General features: G+C 43.1%; 16 protein-coding genes and 1 riboswitch. Of the genes, 8 read left to right on the top strand and 8 right to left on the bottom strand.

Going from position 1 to position 19,677, the window contains the following annotated elements; all coding sequences use genetic code 11:
* Positions 1-193: 193 nt before the first annotated feature.
* Positions 194-1,015 (bottom strand): AraC family transcriptional regulator, encoded by an 822-nt coding sequence (locus ACDZ28_RS20155; protein WP_375102605.1) that lies wholly within the window; start codon positions 1,013-1,015, stop codon positions 194-196.
* A gap of 116 nt (positions 1,016-1,131) precedes the next feature.
* Here ACDZ28_RS20155 and ACDZ28_RS20150 point away from each other — a divergent pair, with 116 nt between their 5' ends.
* The gene (locus ACDZ28_RS20150; RefSeq protein ID WP_375102604.1) at positions 1,132-4,245 is read left to right on the top strand and encodes a glycoside hydrolase family 2 TIM barrel-domain containing protein; all 3,114 of its coding nucleotides are present in this window, start codon (positions 1,132-1,134) and stop codon (positions 4,243-4,245) included.
* Positions 4,246-4,359: 114 nt separating this feature from the next.
* Here ACDZ28_RS20150 and ACDZ28_RS20145 read toward each other — a convergent pair whose 3' ends face one another.
* Both ACDZ28_RS20145 and ACDZ28_RS20140 read right to left on the bottom strand, forming a co-directional pair.
* Positions 4,360-5,562, bottom strand: coding sequence for a mannitol-1-phosphate 5-dehydrogenase (locus tag ACDZ28_RS20145; RefSeq protein WP_375102603.1), 1,203 nt, complete (start codon positions 5,560-5,562; stop codon positions 4,360-4,362).
* Positions 5,563-5,605: 43 nt separating this feature from the next.
* Complete coding sequence (locus ACDZ28_RS20140) at positions 5,606-6,268, bottom strand: HAD family hydrolase (protein ID WP_375102602.1); 663 nt, start codon at positions 6,266-6,268, stop codon at positions 5,606-5,608.
* Between the two features lie 527 nt (positions 6,269-6,795).
* On the opposite strand from ACDZ28_RS20140, the gene ACDZ28_RS20135 reads away from it, so the two are divergent.
* The 3 genes from ACDZ28_RS20135 to ACDZ28_RS20125 all read left to right on the top strand — a co-directional run bounded on the left by ACDZ28_RS20135 (position 6,796) and on the right by ACDZ28_RS20125 (position 11,127).
* The gene (locus ACDZ28_RS20135) at positions 6,796-7,821 is read left to right on the top strand and encodes an ABC transporter substrate-binding protein (protein ID WP_375102601.1); all 1,026 of its coding nucleotides are present in this window, start codon (positions 6,796-6,798) and stop codon (positions 7,819-7,821) included.
* Between the two features lie 139 nt (positions 7,822-7,960).
* Entirely contained in the window at positions 7,961-9,628 is a 1,668-nt protein-coding gene (locus tag ACDZ28_RS20130; protein WP_375102600.1) for a helix-turn-helix domain-containing protein, read from the top strand.
* Between the two features lie 48 nt (positions 9,629-9,676).
* Positions 9,677-9,818, top strand: a riboswitch (cyclic di-AMP (ydaO/yuaA leader).
* Between the two features lie 139 nt (positions 9,819-9,957).
* Positions 9,958-11,127, top strand: coding sequence for a KamA family radical SAM protein (locus ACDZ28_RS20125; protein ID WP_375102599.1), 1,170 nt, complete (start codon positions 9,958-9,960; stop codon positions 11,125-11,127).
* Position 11,128: 1 nt separating this feature from the next.
* Here ACDZ28_RS20125 and ACDZ28_RS20120 read toward each other — a convergent pair whose 3' ends face one another.
* From ACDZ28_RS20120 to ACDZ28_RS20105, 4 genes are read right to left on the bottom strand one after another with little or no spacing between them, the layout of a single operon-like run.
* Positions 11,129-11,854, bottom strand: coding sequence for a hypothetical protein (locus ACDZ28_RS20120; protein ID WP_375102598.1), 726 nt, complete (start codon positions 11,852-11,854; stop codon positions 11,129-11,131).
* Entirely contained in the window at positions 11,851-12,564 is a 714-nt protein-coding gene (locus ACDZ28_RS20115) for an ABC transporter permease (protein WP_375102597.1), read from the bottom strand. Before ACDZ28_RS20115 ends, ACDZ28_RS20120 begins: the two co-directional genes overlap by 4 nt.
* Positions 12,561-13,415, bottom strand: a complete 855-nt coding sequence (locus tag ACDZ28_RS20110) for an ABC transporter ATP-binding protein (RefSeq protein ID WP_375102596.1) — start codon at positions 13,413-13,415, stop codon at positions 12,561-12,563. Before ACDZ28_RS20110 ends, ACDZ28_RS20115 begins: the two co-directional genes overlap by 4 nt.
* A gap of 1 nt (position 13,416) precedes the next feature.
* Positions 13,417-14,043, bottom strand: a complete 627-nt coding sequence (locus tag ACDZ28_RS20105) for a TetR/AcrR family transcriptional regulator (protein WP_341112020.1) — start codon at positions 14,041-14,043, stop codon at positions 13,417-13,419.
* A 218-nt stretch (positions 14,044-14,261) separates the two neighbouring features.
* Here ACDZ28_RS20105 and ACDZ28_RS20100 point away from each other — a divergent pair, with 218 nt between their 5' ends.
* The 3 genes from ACDZ28_RS20100 (at position 14,262) to ACDZ28_RS20090 (ending at position 16,390) form a co-directional block, all read left to right on the top strand.
* Positions 14,262-15,173 (top strand): helix-turn-helix transcriptional regulator, encoded by a 912-nt coding sequence (locus tag ACDZ28_RS20100; protein WP_375102595.1) that lies wholly within the window; start codon positions 14,262-14,264, stop codon positions 15,171-15,173.
* 80 nt (positions 15,174-15,253) lie between these two features.
* Complete coding sequence (locus ACDZ28_RS20095; RefSeq protein WP_042126489.1) at positions 15,254-15,769, top strand: DinB family protein; 516 nt, start codon at positions 15,254-15,256, stop codon at positions 15,767-15,769.
* Between the two features lie 51 nt (positions 15,770-15,820).
* Positions 15,821-16,390: a YdeI family protein gene (locus ACDZ28_RS20090; protein WP_076117431.1), complete on the top strand. Its 570-nt coding sequence runs from the start codon at positions 15,821-15,823 to the stop codon at positions 16,388-16,390.
* Positions 16,391-16,443: 53 nt separating this feature from the next.
* Here ACDZ28_RS20090 and uvrA read toward each other — a convergent pair whose 3' ends face one another.
* Entirely contained in the window at positions 16,444-18,948 is a 2,505-nt protein-coding gene (gene uvrA / locus ACDZ28_RS20085) for an excinuclease ABC subunit UvrA (protein ID WP_375102594.1), read from the bottom strand.
* Between the two features lie 229 nt (positions 18,949-19,177).
* Here uvrA and ACDZ28_RS20080 point away from each other — a divergent pair, with 229 nt between their 5' ends.
* Positions 19,178-19,615, top strand: coding sequence for a MarR family transcriptional regulator (locus tag ACDZ28_RS20080; protein WP_170880226.1), 438 nt, complete (start codon positions 19,178-19,180; stop codon positions 19,613-19,615).
* The last annotated feature ends 62 nt before the right edge of the window (positions 19,616-19,677 follow it).

The following is a 19,677-nucleotide window of genomic DNA, read 5'->3' as shown; positions in this document are numbered from 1 at the left end:
CTGATGCTCAACTGGATATCTGATCGTGAATTTGGTTCTATGTATGGAATTCAGGTAAACATACTAATTATACAAAAGAATGATTGAATTCGTGAAATAAACAACATATGAACTCAATTAAACTATATCATGGAGTGCTAGACGCTAACAAGTAAGCGTTTATCATAGGGCTTAGAGGCATTCTCTATTGGCTCTAGTCCAAACCATGCAGCTGTTTAAATTGCTCTGGACTCATTCCAGTCAACCGCTTAAACACTAGACAAAAGTAGCTGGCATTTTCGAAGCCTACTAACTGAGCAATTTCATACATTTTTTTATTTCGTTCATTAAACATTAGTTGTTTACTCAAGTTTATACGTTGCTTGTTGATATAGGTTACAGGTCGATCATGGATTGTTTTTTGAAAAAGCCTGCATAAATACTGTTGCGATACCGCGATTACCTCCGCAAGCTCCTTTAATGGGAGCGTCCTATGTAAATTGCTTTCTATATGATGAAGCACAGGTTTAATTCGCTCCAATTCAAGAGCCTCATTTAGAGGAGAGACTAGGTTTCTTTTTAAATCTAGCAGCAGCGCATAAAGTTGTTTGGATCGTTCCAGATTCGTTTCCAGTTCATTACTATCTGGCAAGTGGAGCATTTCCTTTAAAGGATTTAGCCACCTATCCTCCTTCAATCTTGCTGGTCCTGATTCACGGATTCCTGCGTACAACAGCATTTGACCAGCCTCTCTACCATTGAATGAAATCCATGACAGCTTCCACTTACTGCTGATTGGCGCATACGAATGCGTAATATTCGGAAATAAAAAGAAGACATCCCCTTCGCCCACAATGTATCGTTTCTCCTGAATGACAAGCTCACCTTTTCCCTCATGGATCTGATGCAATTGATAATCTGGAAATCCGGTGGGCCGTAGGGTTTCTGCCTGATGCTCCCAAAATCCAATGGTTGTAGCATACAGCGGCAGCATATTCGTATCTTCCGTTTGGCAAAAGATTATTTTGCTATCCATATAATCACTCGTTTCATATTTTGTTATATCTGATGAAAAATCTTTTATATCTCTTAACATTACTCCAATTTATAATATGAATATAATAACATCACTATTATAAAGGAGTTTTACTCATGCGAGCAAAATTTGTTTATCAGCCTCCTGCAAACGGTTATCCAGAATGGAATAATAATCCGGAAATTTTCGAACTAAATCGATTGGATGCCCATGCTTCCATGATTTCTTATAGCCATTTATCGCAAGCCTTGGCGGGGGATAAAGAAGCCTCGCCATATTACAAAACGCTCAATGGTATTTGGAAGTTCTCCTTTTCCGAAACACCGGATCAACGGATCGTAGATTTCTATAAAGCAGATTTCGATTGCAGTACTTGGGCTACGATTCCTGTACCCTCTCACTGGCAATTCCAGGGCTATGATTACCCGCAATATACGAATGTGCGATATCCTTGGGCGGAATCCGAACCTGATCTCAAGCCACCTTTTGCTCCGACAAAATATAATCCAGTAGGCTCGTACATACGAACCTTTACTGTACCTGAATCCTGGAACGGTCAACCTGTATACCTTAGCTTTCAGGGGGTTGAATCCGCTTTCTATGTATGGGTAAACGGAGAACGGGTCGGTTACTGTGAAGACACCTTTACACCTTCGGAATTCGATATTACCCCTTATTTAATAGCCGGTGATAATAAACTAGCTGTAGAGGTCTATCGTTGGTGTGATGCCAGTTGGCTGGAGGATCAAGATTTTTGGCGGCTTAGCGGTATTTTTCGGGAGGTCTATCTGTACACCGCCCCTTCTGTTCATGTTGCTGATTTTTTCGTAAATACCGTGCTAGACGAAGATTTCGTACATGCGAATTTAAACGTAGATATCAAAGTGGAAAATTACTTTAATCAGATGCTAAACCCTTATACACTCCAAATGCAGCTATACAATAAAGAAGATCAGCCCGTATGGGAGGCTCCAGTATCTGCAGTTACTTCCTTTGATCAAGAGGGTATTCAGCATTTGAAGCTTTCTGAGCATGTAGAAGATCCATATAAGTGGAGTGCTGAGACACCGTATCTGTATACATTAGTTCTCTCCATGATTGACGACAACGGAAACACTACTGAAACCGTCAGCTGTAAGGTCGGATTCCGCACCTTTGAGATCAAAGACGGACTTATGAAGATCAACGGCAAAAGAATTGTACTAAAAGGCGTTAACCGGCACGAGTTCTCTTGTGACACAGGACGTGCGCTATCCAAAGATGACATGATCCGAGATATCAAACTGATGAAAACACATAATATTAATGCGGTTCGGACCTCTCATTACCCGAATCAGTCTGTTTGGTATGAGCTTTGTGATGAATACGGACTTTACGTTATCGATGAAACCAATCTGGAAACGCACGGAACTTGGCAGTATGGGCAACAAGGAATACATGAGGGAAATGTACCTGCAAGCAAACCGGAATGGCGGGCCAATGTGATTGACCGTTGCAACTCCATGATGCAAAGAGACAAGAACCATCCGTCGGTTATCATCTGGTCACTGGGGAATGAGTCCTACGGCGGCGATAATTTCATCGCCATGCATGACTATCTCAGAGAAGCTGACCCAACACGACCTGTTCATTATGAAGGGATCTTCCATTGCAGAGAGTCGGAAGCAGCTAGTGATATAGAGTCGACTATGTATGCTAAACCGTACGATGTTGAAAAATATGCGCTTGGCCATCCTCAGAAGCCTTATATCATCTGCGAATACAGTCATGCAATGGGGAATTCTTGCGGTGGACTACACCTATACACCGATATGTTTGACAAGTACGATGTATTTCAAGGTGCTTTTATTTGGGATTGGGTGGATCAGGCTATCCGAACTAAAACATCCGAAGGTGTCCCATATTTAGCATATGGCGGTGACTTTGGTGAGTCGCCACATGATGGAAACTTTAGCGGAAACGGATTACTTTTTGCCGATCGTTCGGTTACTCCAAAGCTATTTGAGGTCAAAAAATGCTATCAAAACATTAAAGTAACGGCTTTAAATATCCGTGAAGGTCTCTTTCAGATTCGTAATAACTTTTTATTTACCGACATTGAACAGTACGAACTTAAATGGGAAGTTGCTTTAGACGGAGTAACTGCGCAAGAAGGTTTGCTGCAAATCTCTGCTGCACCAGGAGAAATCGTTGAATGCACTATCCCTTATGAACTGATTTCACATAGAGGTGATCATGAAGCTATTCTGAATCTCTCCTTTATTCAGCGTTCAGAAACTTCTTGGGCTGATGCTAACCACGAAATCGCTTGGGAACAGTTTATTCTATCCCCGCGTATCGTGATAAAGGCTCCAAAGACAACGGATGGAACGTTACATGTGCAGGAACTTGAAGGTGCATTGACCGTACAGGGTGGAAATTTCACTCTGACCTTTAATACGACAACTGGTGAGTTATGCTCATACTATGCTTCCGGTAAAGAATATCTGCTTGAGCCTGTAAGACCTAACTTCTGGAGAGCGGTCACAGATAATGATCTTGGCAATGGATTGCCAAAGCGTTGTGCAGTGTGGAAGCAAGCCTCTAATGAACGGAACCTAGTAAACATGACCTATAGAACCGAAGGAAATCTATGTTTCGTCGCCACCACTTACCTTTTGCCAACGAATCCGTATTCCACTCTCCTTGTTCAGTATGAGATTCGCCCTGACGGGTCATTAGAGATTCTGCAAGAACTGAATCCGGGTAGTAGCGATCTTCCAGAAATTCCTGAGTTCGGAATGATGTTCGTGCTGGATGGAAGACTCGATACCCTTTCATGGTACGGCCGTGGACCCCATGAGAATTATTGGGACAGACAGACCGGAGCACCACTTGGCCGCTATACGGGTAAAGTCAGTGATCAGTTCATCCCTTATCTCAGACCGCAAGAGTGTGGCAATAAGACAGATGTCAGATTTGCTTCGATTTCAGATGGCAACGACGGATCAGGACTTTATTTTGATAGTGCAATCCCTATGGAGATTAATGCTCTGCCTTGGAAACCCGAGGAACTGGAAGCACATGATCACGTATATAAATTGCCAGTCTCGAACAAAACCGTACTGAGAGTCAATTACAAGCAAATGGGAGTTGGGGGTGACGACAGCTGGGGTGCACCAACCCACGAAGAGTTCACTCTGCTGGCTAATCGACCATATGCTTTCCGTTTCACCTTAACTTTGCTCTAAAGTAACGACATGAAAAGGCCGTCCTGTTTGGAAAAAACCAATCAGTGACGGCCTTTATTCCTATTATTTCGCCACTACTCTTGCCTGAATTCCGGAGGTCACGCCTGATTTATATTAAAAGTATGGGGTTTTGCAATTGACGGTTTGGCCATTCGAATGGGGATATTTTATACACATGGTGTTGTACTCTAAAATAATACGACCATGAAGCGGATTCTCCGTGGGGATTTTTAAATGCGTCGCAATGACTTCACTGAGTCCAAGATTTCGGATGTCTGCTTGAAGCTCTACGGCTTCTGGATCTTTTTCATAATCAAAATAAAGCGCTGAAGCTATAGCTAAAACAAGGTGTGAAGTCTCAAAGCCAAGTTCATGGGCAAGCATTGCTGGTTTTATCAGTCGATCATTAGGTGAAAGCTTACGAAGCGGGGATCGGGCGACACGTGTGATTTTATCGTTAAAGTTGGGGTTAGTGAATCGTTCCATCATCTTTTCTATATACCTTGCATGTTCTAAGGGCTCGAAGCCATACAAATGTACCAGTAAGGTCCCTGTTTCCTGGAGTACCCCACGAACACGAGCTCTGATTGCGGGATCAGACATCGCTTCCTGAATGCTAGTATAACCTTCCAGATATCCGAAATAGGCTGCACTGCAATGGCCTGTATTCACAGTATATAGCTTCCGTTCGAGGTATGGTGCCAGCGAATCCACATAATGGACACCTTTAATTTCGTTGTAATTACCAATCATTCCACTGCGCGGAATCACCCACTCACTGAAGGGTTCAACGAGGATTTCAAGCGAATCTGTATTTTTCTGCACAGGCACGATCCGATCAACCATCGCATTTGGAAAAGCGACATTGCGGTCCGCAAGCTCCTTGAAGGATTGCTTCATATGCCGATATACAGATTTCTTTAACTTTTGACTGCTTCCAATACCGTTCTCACAAGCAATGATATGGAGAGGTTTGAGGTTCCTGTGATTGATAAGTCTTCGTTCGATTCCCTGCGCGATAGTACCAGCAATATCTTTTAAAGCGGATATTCCAACTGCAGTGGTTACTATCTCAGCCTCTGCTATAGCTTTAGTAACGTCCTCAGTATCATTCAGATTGATCGCAGTAACATTATCAACGATAAAGCTGTCCCGATCCTTGTTAGCCAAGGTAACGGGATATTGTCCGCGATTTTGCAACTGCGCAATCTTGCTCTTATTCCTTCCGACGAAACAAACATAGTAACCGGAGTCCGACAACATAGGTCCAATAAAACCTCTGCCAATATTGCCCGCTCCAAAATGTACGGCTCTCAATTTGATATCCCCCTTTAATTTTAACTCTGTTTCTCAGTTTCTTCTATACGAAGCAACGCTGAGTAATTACATGGTCAAAATCAAGAAGACTTAGATTATCTATTTTGTGATGTTGTTTATCGAATTCAAGAAAATTGGTAATCTCATTAGGAGTCACAATACAACGGATACCAGCTGCTGCCGCTGCCTTAGAACCATTCGGTGAATCCTCAATGGCAACTGCCTCATTAGGGGTGATTCCAAGACAAGCTAATGTTTGGTTATATAGCTCTGGATCTGGTTTCACTTTTGCCACATGATCTGCCGTCCGAATACATTCGAAATAATCGCGTATCCCCAATTGATTCAAGTATTTCTCCACCCATTCCAGTGAAGAGCTTGAGGCCAGCCCTATGCGTAGTCCAGCTTTTTTGGCAGAATCCAGATAATGCTGTATACCTGGCCGAATCGTTTCCAATTCCATAAGTTTGCTATGTCTCTGTTTAACAGCCTTACTGAAAGCCTCTTTATCAATGGCAAGCTTAAGATCAGTCATCAAGTACTCATAAGGATTAAAGCTGTTTAAGCTTGTGCCAATGCAGGTGGAGTATTGTTCAAGCGTCAAATTCACTCCATATTCAGCATAAGCCTCGTTAAAAGCGGTGTACCAAGCAGTCTCCGTGTCGATAATCGTTCCGTCAAAATCAAAAATAATGCCTTTGATCACAATCAACCATCTCCCTCGTATTATGTTTGGTTAGAATATCTTACGCAAAACCGTCTATAAATTCTACAAATTGTCATTTCGGCTTGCGTTTGACTATAAAAACCATAACAAAGGCTTTCCACTGACGTCAAGGGCGGCAGATAACATGCCACGGTATGATAACGATTACAATCAATGAGGACAATCCTGAATTTTTTGATCACATAAATGACTTAATCTATAACAGTAATCAGATTCAAAAAAACACCACAATCCTATGTGCTTCAAGGGATTTCTCCTTCCATGTTTGTCATGAAGACAAGCTCTCCCTCCTTCTCTCCATTCCCGGTATTTAGAGTATTTTTCCAATCATCTGAAAATAATTCAAAAAAAATTTTAAAAACCACCTTTTTGCATGATTGTACAAATCTAATGACTGAATTATGTTTTGTCCATTGAGTAAAAAGAGTCTATAAATTATGATGAATTCAATCGAGAATGATTATCATTGTTGGTAATCGTTATATATTTTAGGGAGGCAATAAAAAATGAACAAGGCAAGACAGTCCTTCGCAGTGTTATGCGTACTCTTTTTGATGAGTACATTGCTGCTAGCATGCGGAAACTCAAAGGAATCATCTTCTGGTAATAGTACGACCAACGCAACTGGAAATTCTTCTGCTGCGAGCACGGCACCTTCAACGGAGCCCTCCGACAGCAGTACGAATGAATCCGCAGCGACTACCCGCTCCTACACGGATTACATAGGACATACTGTAGAAATCCCTGTGAAACCACAGCGAATAATCTACTCTGGAGAAACATATGGCGATTTGCTCGCTCTCGGCGTGCAAGCGGTAGGGTATCCTCTATCCATGGGTGAAGGCCAGGTCTTTGAAGATCAGTTACAAAGTGTCGAGGATGTAGGCTTCCCTATCAATCTGGAGAAAACATTAGAGCTTCAACCTGACCTAATTATCTATGCGGGCACAGACGAAGCTGATTTTGAGCAGCTGTCCAAAATCGCACCTACAATCATTTTTGATACCTTTGCCCCATTACAAGAACGTATGCTGGACATTGGTGGAATTCTTGGTAAAACAACAGAAGCAGAAGCATGGCTAGCCCAATATAAAACAGCTGAAGAAGCTATGTGGAAACAATTGAAGTCTGCTGGTATACAAGAAGGTGAGACAGCTTCGGTCTTCACTTATTATCCGGGAGACAGACTGTTTATAATGGCGGCAACTGGACTTTCACAGGTACTCTATGGGGAGACTGGCTTCAAGGCAACTCCAGCTATTCAGAAGATACTCGATGAAGGTAAAGGCTTCCAGGAAGTATCTATGGAAGTGCTTAAAGAATATGCTGGAGACCGGATATTCATCTTGACTCCAGTTGCGGATGAAGCAAAACAATCTACAGAAAATTTATTAAAGAGCCCTATCTGGAAGAGCCTTCCTGCCGTCAAGAACGGATATGTCTATACGCAGGACATCATGAAGACCTCCAGTGATGCAACTACAAGAGAATGGCTGCTCGGCGAGATTCCTCAGCTATTGAATATGAAATAACCCTCCATGATCGAGTGTTTAGCACACGGCTGATAGAAAACTTCAAGAAGCATATCAACAGCTGTTGATATGCTTCTTTGTTTTATATACAATAAGTTCATTGATAATCATTCTCACCAAAAAAACGGAGGCTGAACCTATGCTGCAAACATCATCGTCCTGCCCCCCGCTCCACTCCCTGCTGTTTCAGCTGATGGATGCCGAACTGATACTTCAAGCTGCCGATTCAAGCCCTGTATCACGTACAACTCATGACTACACCCTTCTCGTATTTACCGGGGGGAACGGGCAACTGAACCTCGATGATCAGAGCGTGACGCTGAGTACAGATAAATGTTATCTACTAGCTCCCGGAATCTCCTATTGTACGAGCAATCAGGAAATGACCATGTATTATTATCTCATCACCTTTTCAGCAATTTATACAAAAGAGCATCCAGAACGTTATTCTGGCGAACTACTTTCAGGCAGACGCGAATTAATTGTCCACCCGTTCACTAAGGTAATCCGTCTTGTGGAAGATTTGCTTATGAACAAGAATAGCTTCGATGATGTGCAGCAATTCAAGCGACAATTGAAATTCCAGGAATTAATGCTGCTATTTTTTGAGCATAATTATCCTTCCAAGCATCTACCAAGTCCCACAGAATCCGTAGAAATGACTATACAATTCATAGAGGAGCATTATACAGAGAGCATCAGCGTGAAGCAGTTGGCTGAGCTTGCGGGGATATCGTTCTGGCAGTATACACCGATCTTTCAACAGCTTACCGGCAAAAAGCCACTTGAGTACCTGACCGATCTGCGCATTAGTCATTCCAAGCGCTTCCTGCAGGAATCGACGGAACCGCTGCGTGAAATTGCCAGACTGGTAGGCTTCTCCGATGAATATTATTTCAGCCGCCGCTTTCGGCAAAAAACCGGAGTTACCCCCGGACAATATGCGCATCAGCGAGGTCGTAAGCTTACCGTCAAAGATTGGACAGGCCATGAAGTGGAGATTCCAGAGCAAGCGAGACGCATTGTCTATCATGGAGAGACACTTGGCGACCTTCTCGCACTAGGCGTGAAGCCCATCGGAGGAGATGAAGCATTCGTGCGGAACAGCGTCTATAAACATCGGCTTAAAAAGCTCGCCAATGTTGGTTTCCCGCTGGACCCGCAGCTGACCGCTTCACTTAATCCAGATTTGATTATTTTGGCCAATAGTGATGAAAGAGCCTATAGGACCGTTTCCGGCATCGCCCCGACACTCACCTTTGATTCCTTTGCGCCACTCGAAAGTCGAATGCGAACACTAGGCAGCTGGCTCGGTAAACAACGCGAAGCCGAAGCGTGGCTGGAGTCATTTACAATCAAAAACGCTGCCATGTGGCAGCAGCTTTACGAGACCAGTCTCCAAGCCGGAGAGACTGCCTCTGCTTTGGTCTATGACCACGGAAATCATCTGTATGCTATGGGAATGTCCGGATTCTCCACAGCGCTTTATGCACCATGTGGTCTACAACCGACAGAGGAGATTCAAGCCATACTGGATGAAGAATTAGGGTTCGCTGAAGTTGATCCAGCGCGATTACCTGCTTATACTGGAGATCATATCTTCATGCTCATTCCTGAGCGTCCAGACTCACGGGCTGCTATGGAACTACTACTAGACAGTTCACTTTGGAAAAGTCTTCCGGCAGTACGTCAGGGACATGTTTATCTGCTCGACGGAAGCAAATGGAACTCTAGTGATGCGTTAACTCGGGAAAAGCTGCTAACGCTGCTACCTAAACTGCTCGGTGGAAGCACCCCTAGTAATTGAAGGTGAATCTAGGATTCCCTTTTGACTTTTCAAAACTTCATGGGGTATACTTTACCTACGCTTAATTTCCAACTTTTACAGTTGAAAAGCGGGGGAACCAGTTAATTGGGGCGAATCATTGAGCATTAGAATGTAGGGTACCATCTTACCCGAGTCCGTCAGCTAACCTCGTCAGCAGTGGATGGGTCTGCTTTTCATGTTATTTACATAACCAGAGACCCTTGCTAAGGGTCTCTTTTTGTGTTTTTTTGGACCCTGCTGGCAGTAGATTGGCCTTTGACACTAAGGCTTCCTCTTTTCTCACACAAAGGGACAAAGGAGAGATGTAAGTGCAAAAGGTAAAGTACATCACGGATATTCACAAAATTGCTATGTTGTCTGATCTGGAAAAAGAGAACTTGAAAGAAATCACGGACAAATTTGTTTTTCGTGTGAATGACTACTATCTGTCTTTAATCAACTGGGACGATCCAGATGATCCCATTCGTAAACTGGTTATCCCTAACGAAGGTGAACTGCTGGAATATGGACGTTGGGATGCTTCGGATGAAGACACGAATTATGTGGTGCCGGGATGTCAGCACAAGTATAAAACAACAGCATTACTGATTGTATCCGAGGTCTGCGGAGCCTATTGCCGCTACTGCTTCCGTAAACGCCTGTTCCGAAATGACGTGAAAGAAGCGATGTCTGATGTCTCTCCGGGTCTGGAGTATATTGCAAACCACCCTGAGATTAACAACGTTCTTCTTACGGGCGGTGACAGTTTAATTCTCTCCACACCAAAGCTAAGATCCATTATTGAAAACTTAAGAAGCATTGAGCATGTCAAGATTATCAGATTAGGTTCGAAGATTCCCGTATTTAATCCGATGCGGATCTCGGAAGACGAAGAGCTGCTGGAGCTGATTCGTACTTACTCTACCGAAGACAAGCGAATTTATGTTATGGCGCATATCAATCATCCTCGTGAAATCACACCTGAAGCCAAAAAAGCATTTAAAGCCCTCCACAACGCTGGGGCAATTGTCGTAAATCAGACCCCCGTCCTTAAAGGCATCAATGATGATCCAGTTATATTGGGAGAATTATTAGACCGACTCTCATGGGCTGGCGTAACACCTTACTACTTCTTCGTGAATCGTCCCGTTGCCGGAAACCGAGATTTTGTATTACCTCTTGAGCAAGTCTATCAAATTGTAGAAGAAGCCAAAGCCAGAACCTCAGGACTTGGCAAAAGAGTACGCCTATCCATGTCACACACCTCCGGAAAGATAGAAATTCTCGCCATTGATAACGGAAAAGCCTATCTTAAATATCATCAATCCAGAGATCAGGAATACGGAAAGTTCATGATTCTAGATTGCCCTAAGGATGCAGAATGGTTTGATGATCTGCCCGGAAATGAGGAATATTGGACCCCTCCTGTGAAAAAGAATGACGCTATTATTTCTGTTAATGAGTTATCAAACAAGACTGCGGATCTGATTTGTAAATAATTCAATCGATTCTTTTAATAAAAATCCTGACCAAGATACTCAGAAGACTCAAATGAAATATAAGTCCCACCATAAAGCATGCAATCACACTAAAACTACTAGCATCTTCTATAGCAAAAAACAACTTAGCAGGCCAATACGTAGGAATCCACGCACCTGCAAATTGCCATGGTGATGGAATAAAATACGCTACGATTGGCCCTGCTATAAACAAACCACCTATCTTAGATAAAGCTAAGCCTTCTACCTTATTTGCAGCAAAAGAAGCAAGAAATAAAGCAAAGCAAGGGGCTTCAATTGCTAATAATAAAAGAATGTATATATGCTCCAATTGGAAGTTAGATAAGCCTGAAACTATAAAATACACCAATGATAGAAGTGTACAAAGTACAGATGGAAGAACTAGACGATACACCATGTACCCCTTACGCATTAATGGCGTAACCGCGTAATAAGAGATGATGTTCTCATCACGTTCATCAAGCATTAAAAGACCTGTCATCATACCGGTCAGCATGGGAAAGGTCATTACTAAAAAAATCGCAGCAAAGCTACTGTATTCATTTAAATCGAAAGCATAACCGTTTGTAAGCCACTCTGCCGCTATTGGAAATCCAAATCTTGAGACGACTAAAAGTGCTAAAGGAGCAAAGATGCCGACCATAAGCACCGGGTCCAACCCAGCATGACGGATATCGCTTAGAAAAAGCGTATGATACTTCTTCATCTCTTGACTCCTCCCTTGCCTATGCGCATCATTACATGTTGCTCGAAGGACCTTTTTGCCCAGACATATATCACAACATTCCAGAGCAGTAATATCGATATGGAGTACATGTAATTGCCAAGTGACATAGCTGAGGTTTCCGAACTCAACAAGCGAAGTGTTCCTTCTGTAGGTAATAATAGAAAAACATTGGAGTTCCATATCTTAAAATAACCAAGTAACGGCAGTATGAAAGGTAGTACGAATACTTGTGAGAGTAAAATGAAACCATTAATCGTCTGGCAACGAGCCACTACTCCAATCGACAATAGCGTCATAAAGCTTGACGTTAAAATGATTCCAATAGAAAATCCTATCGGGGATTGCGGAACTCCACTCGCTGCTGCATGAATAACCCATGCGGCTAAGAGGGACAGTACAGATAATGAGCAGGCTTTTGAAAGTAAATATTCCCTAACACGAATCGGAGTAACGAATAAAGGATCAAGGATACCCTGGTCTCTTTCCAGCAGCACAATCCCACCAGCCAGAATAAGCCCCAAGGCACTCGGATCGCTAAAGGTCAATAACAGCATCGTTTGTTCCCGATAATGATTAGGAATAAGATGTAGCAATACCAGATAGAACGTACAGATAATGATGTAGATCCAATAAAACCCATGCCGCCATTGAAACCGGATATCAAAGGCAAACGCAGATCTGAATCTCATGTTAACTGCCTCCCAGTAACGTCAATGAATATTTGTTCCAAAGACGCCTCCAGCGAATGAATGGTTTCTATTGGGTGCTCACGGACAAGCTTTAAGAAATATTCGTTCTCCCCTATATCAGCAAGTGAGAATTCCTCATTTCTAACTTCATTATGAAGGCGATATTCCAGCCGCACTCGCTTTTTTCCATTTAGAAGCTTAAGCTCACGAGGAGAATCAATCAACTTAATCTGACCGTCTACAATAAAAGCGACTCTATCGCAGAGCTCCTCCGCGGCCTGCATATTGTGTGTTGTTATGATGACTGTTGTTCCGGTTGCCTTCTTTTCCAGAATTAAATCCTTCATTCTCTTAGCGTTAACGGGGTCCAGCCCTGAAGTGGGTTCATCCAGAAATAGAATTTGTGGGTTATTTAAGAGTGCTCTGCAGAAATTCAGTCTCATCTTCATTCCCTTCGATAGCTGGGAGACCTTCAGATTAGCCGCTTCTGTGAGATTTACTTGCTCTAACAGAAGTCCTGGTTCCGCTGTTCTCCCTGAATACAAAGACCGAAATAATTGCAAATTTTCCAGCGCAGTAAACTTCGAATAGAAATTTGGAAACTCAAAAGCTACCCCTATTTGCTCAAAATACTCCGGTCCGGTATTTCTTATTTCTTTGCCCATTACTTTAACGCTACCCAAATAATTCTTTAAGACGCCTATTAGGATTTTTTGTGTTGTGCTTTTACCTGCTCCCGAAGGACCGAGAAAGCCAAATACTTCTCCTGGAGTTATGGAAAAATTCAGTCCACTAAGGGTTGGTTCCTTTATTTTTGGGTAGGTAAAATGAAGCTCCTTCACTTCGATCATTTCATGCTCCCCCAATCTTATTGTTCTTCAAGGAAGTCATCCCCTCAGCCAGAACCCCGATCAAAAGCTCTATCGTTGCCTGATATCGTTCATCCCCAATCTCTTCCTTATGCAGAGTCAGAAGGACTATGGAGCGAATCATACTCACGATTAATTCCGGGTCGATCCCAGCCATGATTCCTTCAGCCTGCCAGGATTTAATGAAAGGGACAAAAAAGTCTTTATCCTCTGTAAAATTTTGCTCCAACAACTCATTTGGTAACTTTCTTAATAACTGCTCCATTTCGCTCCTTACGAACATCTGACGTACGATCGGACTTTCTTCCATCATGCGGAAAGATTTCAGTAAAAATAATCTGATCTCTTCCTTGCCAAAAGGTACGCCAACGCTAAATGAATCGAACATTGCACTACGAATTCGTTGTTCCTCTTCAAGCAATATGTGATAGAACAATTCCTCTTTCGATCCAAAAAACATATAGAACGAACCTTGCGCAATCCCGGCAGCTTTCGTTAATTCTTCAACGCTTGTTTTCTTAATGCCATGTATTTCAAAACAGCGGCGGCCTTCTGTCAACAATTTATGTTTGATCCATTCTTTTTCTTGGTCCGTGAATTTCTTGGGCATACAAGTCATCTCGCTTTTGATGGTTTTATGAATAATTTTATTTTATATTCACAAGATAACTCTTTAATCCATATTTTGTCAATCTAATTTTCTGTAAGCTTCACACATTTGTCCCCAATACGTCACTACAATAATCCCCACTCCCAAAACTAGCATGAAAAAATCTATGCTATAATCATGCAGTAACACGAAAAGGACTAATGGGTGGGAATGCACAAATGAAATTGGAACGATTGATCTCTATGATCTACAAGCTGTTGAACCACGAAGTTTTATCTGCCTCCAAGCTGGCTGAAGAGTTTCAAGTATCCCAGAGAACTATCTATAGAGATATCGATGTCATTTGTGCCGCCGGTATCCCGGTCGTATCGTATCAGGGAACTAAAGGCGGATATGGCATCATGGACGGATATAAAATGGATAAAAGCCTGCTCCGTTCTTATGATGTCACTTCTCTGATTACCGTGCTGAACAGCCTTTCTTCCGTGTTCGAAGACGAGCATGCGCAAGGAACCATTGAACGGTTGCAAACGATTGGAACGGAGCAACAGACTTCTAGTCTAGCTGTGGACTTTGAGACCCGCCGTATGGATCCCGACGCACTTTCTCTTTTACGTACGGCTATTACGGAACGAATGATCGTCCGTTTTGATTACATCAATGTAAAAAATGAACGCACAACCCGTGATATAGAACCAGTAAAGCTTCATTTTAAATATAGCAACTGGTACATCTACGGTTATTGCCGGGCACGTCAGGAATATCGAGAGTTCCGGTTATCGCGAATGATGAATTTAATTCTGACTCAAGATACCTTTCAATCACAACATGAGGTACCTATCGAGGCGGATTGTTCAAACAGGATAGATCAGGTTGAGGAAGTGGTAATCCGGGTGCGACCCGAGGCTTTGGCAGAAGCGCTGGATCAGTTTCACCAAATGGATAAGGAATTTCATACCGATGAAAGTATGACGATGCGCATTCCAGTGTATAGACCATTGGAAGCCCGCTGGCTTTGGTCAATTCTCCTAAGCTTCGGCAGCGGCGCCGAAGTCCTAGAGCCTCTTGCACTGCGAGGTATCTTAAAAAAGCAGCTGCAAAATACCCTGAAACTTTATGAAGAAGTATGACAGTCTGCTGTCATACTTCTTCTTTTATATTAACAACAGCTACAAAATAACCTATCACAACTCAAAAGGAGATTATTCGAATGACCAATTATCCGGTAGAAATGTTTAATTACAACACTTGGGCGAACCATACCATCTTAGGGAGAATCGGGGAACTCTCTCCCTCTGTGCTGAGTCAAGAAGTGAACAACTCTTTTCCCACCATCGCTCATGCTCTTAGTCATATCTATGCAGTTGATACGATGTGGTATCTTGTTTTAACAGGCACTGGTATGCCTGAGGCTTTTCAAAAAACTATCCCGCTAAATATGCGCATTCTAAGTTCTGTGGATGAATACGCTAATATCTTTACCCAGCTATCGGAACTATATAAAGAATGGTTACAAAACCAATCCGATTTGGAGCAAACCATTCTGCTTGACAATCCATTCGCCGGAATCCGCCAAACACGTCTATCAGAAATTGTGTTGCATGCCGTCAATCACGGGACTTATCATAGAGGTAATATATCTACTATGTTACGTCAGTTAGGTCACGCTTCCACCATGAATGACTACTCCTTATTTTGGTATCAGGTGCCTACGGAAGCTATTTAATCACTAATGGGCAATATGCTCCACGCCTGGGAAGGACATTGTATTTTAATTATGGAGATAGAAAATCTAATTCTAGTAAAAACGAGAGCGGATTTACGGGGTTGGCTGCAGGAGAATTGTATGACTGAAAAATCTTGTTGGGTACTCGCAAGTATGACGCCAAACCCAGAAACATTGCTATATTTAGACGTGGTAGAGGAATGTTTGTGCTATGGATGGATCGATGGTGTGAAAAAGAAAATTTCCGAAACGGAACTGGCGCAGCGACTGTCTCCCAGAAGCAAACGAAGCTCTTGGACGGAGTTGAATAAAGAGCGCGTCCGCCGCCTCGAAAAGCTGGGATTAATGACGGCTGAAGGAAGAAGGGTGCTTCCTGATATGGACCCTGATTCTTTTTTAATCGATAAGGTTATAGAAGAAAGGCTAAAAGAGGAACAGCAAATATACGAAAATTTCTTAGCCTTTCCAGCTCTTTATAGAAGAGTCCGGATCGACACAATACAAAGCAATAAACATCAACCAGAATTATTTAAGAGTAAATTAGATAAATTTATAACAAATACTAAAGATAATAAAATGTTTGGTCAATGGCATGATCATGGACGCCTTTTAGATTATTAAGATGTGTTTAAATTAATAAAGGTGAGAACATTGTCTGTTCTCACCTATTTTTATTAAAGCCCTTCAGCCAGAATTCGTTTCAAGAACATCCCCGTATAAGATTCCAGCACTTCTGCGACCTGCTCCGGTGTGCCTTCAGCTACAAGCTTACCTCCGACTGTCCCCCCTTCAGGGCCAATGTCAATCACCCAGTCAGACTCCCGAATCAGCTCTAGGCTATGCTCCACAACAACTACCGTATTTCCCGTATCCACCAATCTACTCAATAAGGTATGGAGTTTCTTGATGTCTGACGGGTGAAGACCTGTCGTTGGTTCGTCGAGCAGATACAGCGTGTGATTCTTAGATGGTTTGCTCAGCTCTTTGGCCAGCCTGATCCGTTGTCCCTCGCCGCCTGATAAGGTTTTGACAGATTGTCCCCATTTAAGGTACCCAAGACCCACCTCACATAACGTCTCAATAATACCGGTCATTTTGGCCTCCGAGTTAAGGACCGGTAAGCTTTCCTGTATAGACATGTCCAATAGATCTGAAATAGAGAAACCATCATATTTCACCTGCAAGACCTCATCCGTAAACCTTCTGCCTTTGCAGTCGTGACACTTCACTTCTAGATCAGGCAGAAAGTTCATGTCTACGGACAATACACCCAGTCCCTGACAGGTTTCGCACCGTCCACCCGGTGTATTAAAGGAGAAGTGTTTGGAGGTCAGTTTTCTTTTCTTCGCCTCCGGCAAAGCCGCAAATAACTGACGCAGATGTGTAAATACGTCGGTATAGGTCGCCACATTCGAACGCTGCATTCTACCCATGGGTGATTGGTCAAAGATCACCATGTTTCCGACCTCATCTAGACCCGTAATCTCCTTACAGCCTGTTTGCTCATGTTCTTTAGTACTTCCTTGTGCAAGGATATCAAATATAAGTGTAGATTTACCTGAACCCGAAACCCCTGTTACCGATACAAGACAGCCCAGCGGGATGGAGACTTCCGGAATATCAATGTTCCGGTACTGTGCCTGCCGGATGGTGATCTGCCTTCCGTTCCCTTTCCGGCGAACGCGTCCGGGAGCTTCAAGACGCTCTTCTCTGAGATAAGCTCCAGTAACTGAAAGCTCACTTGCCATCAAGTCTTCCAAGCTACCTTCACCCACAACGGTTCCACCATGCAATCCAGCACCCGGACCCATATCAATAATATGATCCGCAGCACGCATCATCTCAATATCATGTTCAATAACGAGCACGGTGTTCCCCAGATCCCGCAGCTCCTGAAGCACACGAATAAGGCCAACCGTATCCCGAGGATGAAGACCTGTCGTCGGTTCATCCAGAATGTATAACACACCGGTCAGCCCTGAACCCAGCAGTGATGCTAGACGCAGCCGCTGTGCTTCCCCACCTGATAGAGACACTGTCTGCCGGTTCATCGAAAGATAACCCAGACCAACATCGATAATCCGCTTTAGTCTAGTAGGCATATCATGTAAGATCGGTTCTAGCAGATGAAGCCCTTCAGCAGGCAAAGCCGCCTCCAGCCCTTTCGTCCACTCATATACATCGCTTAATGACCAATCTGATACTTCCGTTATCGAAGCACCAGCTACTTGCACTAGACGAACTTCTTTTTTCAGACGAGCACCAAGGCATTCCGGGCATTGCTGCTCATGAAAAAATCCTCCACCTTTCTCCTGCCCACCGGATTCCCCTTCCTTCTCCTTATAACGCCGCCACAAACCCGGTATAACGCCTTCAAATTTAGTTCCTTGGATTGGCTTAATATTAGGGAAATGACGTTTAAATGCCTCATTATCCACGCCGTAGTACAACAAATCACGCTGTATCTCACTATAGTCCTTCAACGGCAGATCCGGGTCAAACTCAAATCCAAAATGTTTTCCCGCCGCTACTAATATCCTCATCTGTATATCCCGATGAACGCCATTCAGAGAGGCTACTCCCCCCTCTTTCATACTAAGCTCAGGATTAAATACCGCTGCTTCATTAATAGTCGCCACAGACCCAAGTCCACCACAAGCTTCACAAGCCCCTTCCGGCTTATTGAAGGAAAAGTGTGACATACCCAGTTTCTCAAGCTCAGCTCCACAATGCAGACAGCCCATCGACTGGCCATCGATTTCCTCGTCTTCCTCTATTAGTAGCCCCCTCGCTTCAAAAGAAGGTGGAATACTACCACTGCAGGAAGGGCAAACCCTCTCTCCTAATCTAGAAAAAATAAACCGGACAAACGTATAGATGTCAGTTACAGTCCCGACTGTCGAGCGTGGATTACGATTCGTAACATGCTGTCCAACACTAATGGATGGGGACAATCCAACGATGGACTCGACCTTCGGTTTGCTGATCGTATCTGATGTCATGCCCATAGAATCCAAATACTGTCTTTGGCATTCCCGCTGAAGTGTATCCATCGCTAACGTCGATTTTCCTGATCCCGAAGGTCCCGTCAGGACAACTAGCTTATACTTTGGAATCGTGAGCGAGACATTCTTTAGATTGTTCTCTCGTGCACCTTTAATAACAATAGCTTCTTTCACAACGATTCCCCTCTCAATTTATCCAATCACAATACTGCCGTTTTACTTTTCTTTTTGCAAAAGCATACTGATTTCGATAGAATGTACTTGTAAAATAACATACTTTCTAATAACTTCATAATCGAATATCTCGATTGACGAGATATACAGATTTTAAAAGGGGCGTTATTCTTTGTCAAGCCAAGAACAAGCTCAACCTACACCAGAGCAAGAACAATTCACCTTACTCATGCGTGGCCTGGGTACCCGAACGGTGGTATATCAGCAGAACGTAGCCGCCTCTCTAGGGTTATACAATAATGATTTCTTATCCGTGGATATTTTGCGTGAAAAGGGACCTATCACTGCTGGAGAACTGTCCAAATTAACTGGACTTGCCACAGGCAGCGTTACAGCATTAATAGATCGACTCGAAAAAAACGGCTATGTTCGCAGACAAAATGATCCTAATGATCGACGTAAAGTGATTATTGTTCCGTTGTATGAAAATAAAGAGGATGTTATTGACACCTATCAGCCGCTTCATACCGCTATGGTTAAATTGGCTGCTTCCTATACGGATGAAGAACTTGCACTTATTTCGCAATTTTTAGGTAAAGCAAGCAACGTTTTAGAAGAGCAGATTGATCGTCTCAGTTCATCAACGCGAAGTAAATCTTCTTCTTGAAGCTCAAATTTAAAACTTAAAAAGGACGATATTCAAAAGTCATTCGACTCTCTGGATATCGT

The sequence above is a fragment of the Paenibacillus sp. RS8 genome (genome assembly GCF_041956825.1).
Lineage (GTDB): Bacteria > Bacillota > Bacilli > Paenibacillales > Paenibacillaceae > Paenibacillus_AQ.
Note: the sequence above shows the minus strand (reverse complement) of the source record. Positions and strands in the feature narration are given on the sequence as shown.

Coding starts and splice junctions, on each gene's coding strand:
- ACDZ28_RS20080 (WP_170880226.1), top strand. CDS start 19,178: ATGCGTGGCCTGGGTACCCGAACGGTGGTATATCAGCAGAACGTAGCC.
- ACDZ28_RS20150 (WP_375102604.1), top strand. CDS start 1,132: ATGCGAGCAAAATTTGTTTATCAGCCTCCTGCAAACGGTTATCCAGAA.
- ACDZ28_RS20105 (WP_341112020.1), bottom strand. CDS start 14,043: ATGCCCAAGAAATTCACGGACCAAGAAAAAGAATGGATCAAACATAAA.
- ACDZ28_RS20120 (WP_375102598.1), bottom strand. CDS start 11,854: ATGAAGAAGTATCATACGCTTTTTCTAAGCGATATCCGTCATGCTGGG.
- ACDZ28_RS20090 (WP_076117431.1), top strand. CDS start 15,821: ATGGAGATAGAAAATCTAATTCTAGTAAAAACGAGAGCGGATTTACGG.
- ACDZ28_RS20095 (WP_042126489.1), top strand. CDS start 15,254: ATGACCAATTATCCGGTAGAAATGTTTAATTACAACACTTGGGCGAAC.
- ACDZ28_RS20110 (WP_375102596.1), bottom strand. CDS start 13,415: ATGATCGAAGTGAAGGAGCTTCATTTTACCTACCCAAAAATAAAGGAA.
- ACDZ28_RS20115 (WP_375102597.1), bottom strand. CDS start 12,564: ATGAGATTCAGATCTGCGTTTGCCTTTGATATCCGGTTTCAATGGCGG.
- ACDZ28_RS20155 (WP_375102605.1), bottom strand. CDS start 1,015: ATGGATAGCAAAATAATCTTTTGCCAAACGGAAGATACGAATATGCTG.
- ACDZ28_RS20100 (WP_375102595.1), top strand. CDS start 14,262: ATGAAATTGGAACGATTGATCTCTATGATCTACAAGCTGTTGAACCAC.
- ACDZ28_RS20130 (WP_375102600.1), top strand. CDS start 7,961: ATGCTGCAAACATCATCGTCCTGCCCCCCGCTCCACTCCCTGCTGTTT.
- ACDZ28_RS20135 (WP_375102601.1), top strand. CDS start 6,796: ATGAACAAGGCAAGACAGTCCTTCGCAGTGTTATGCGTACTCTTTTTG.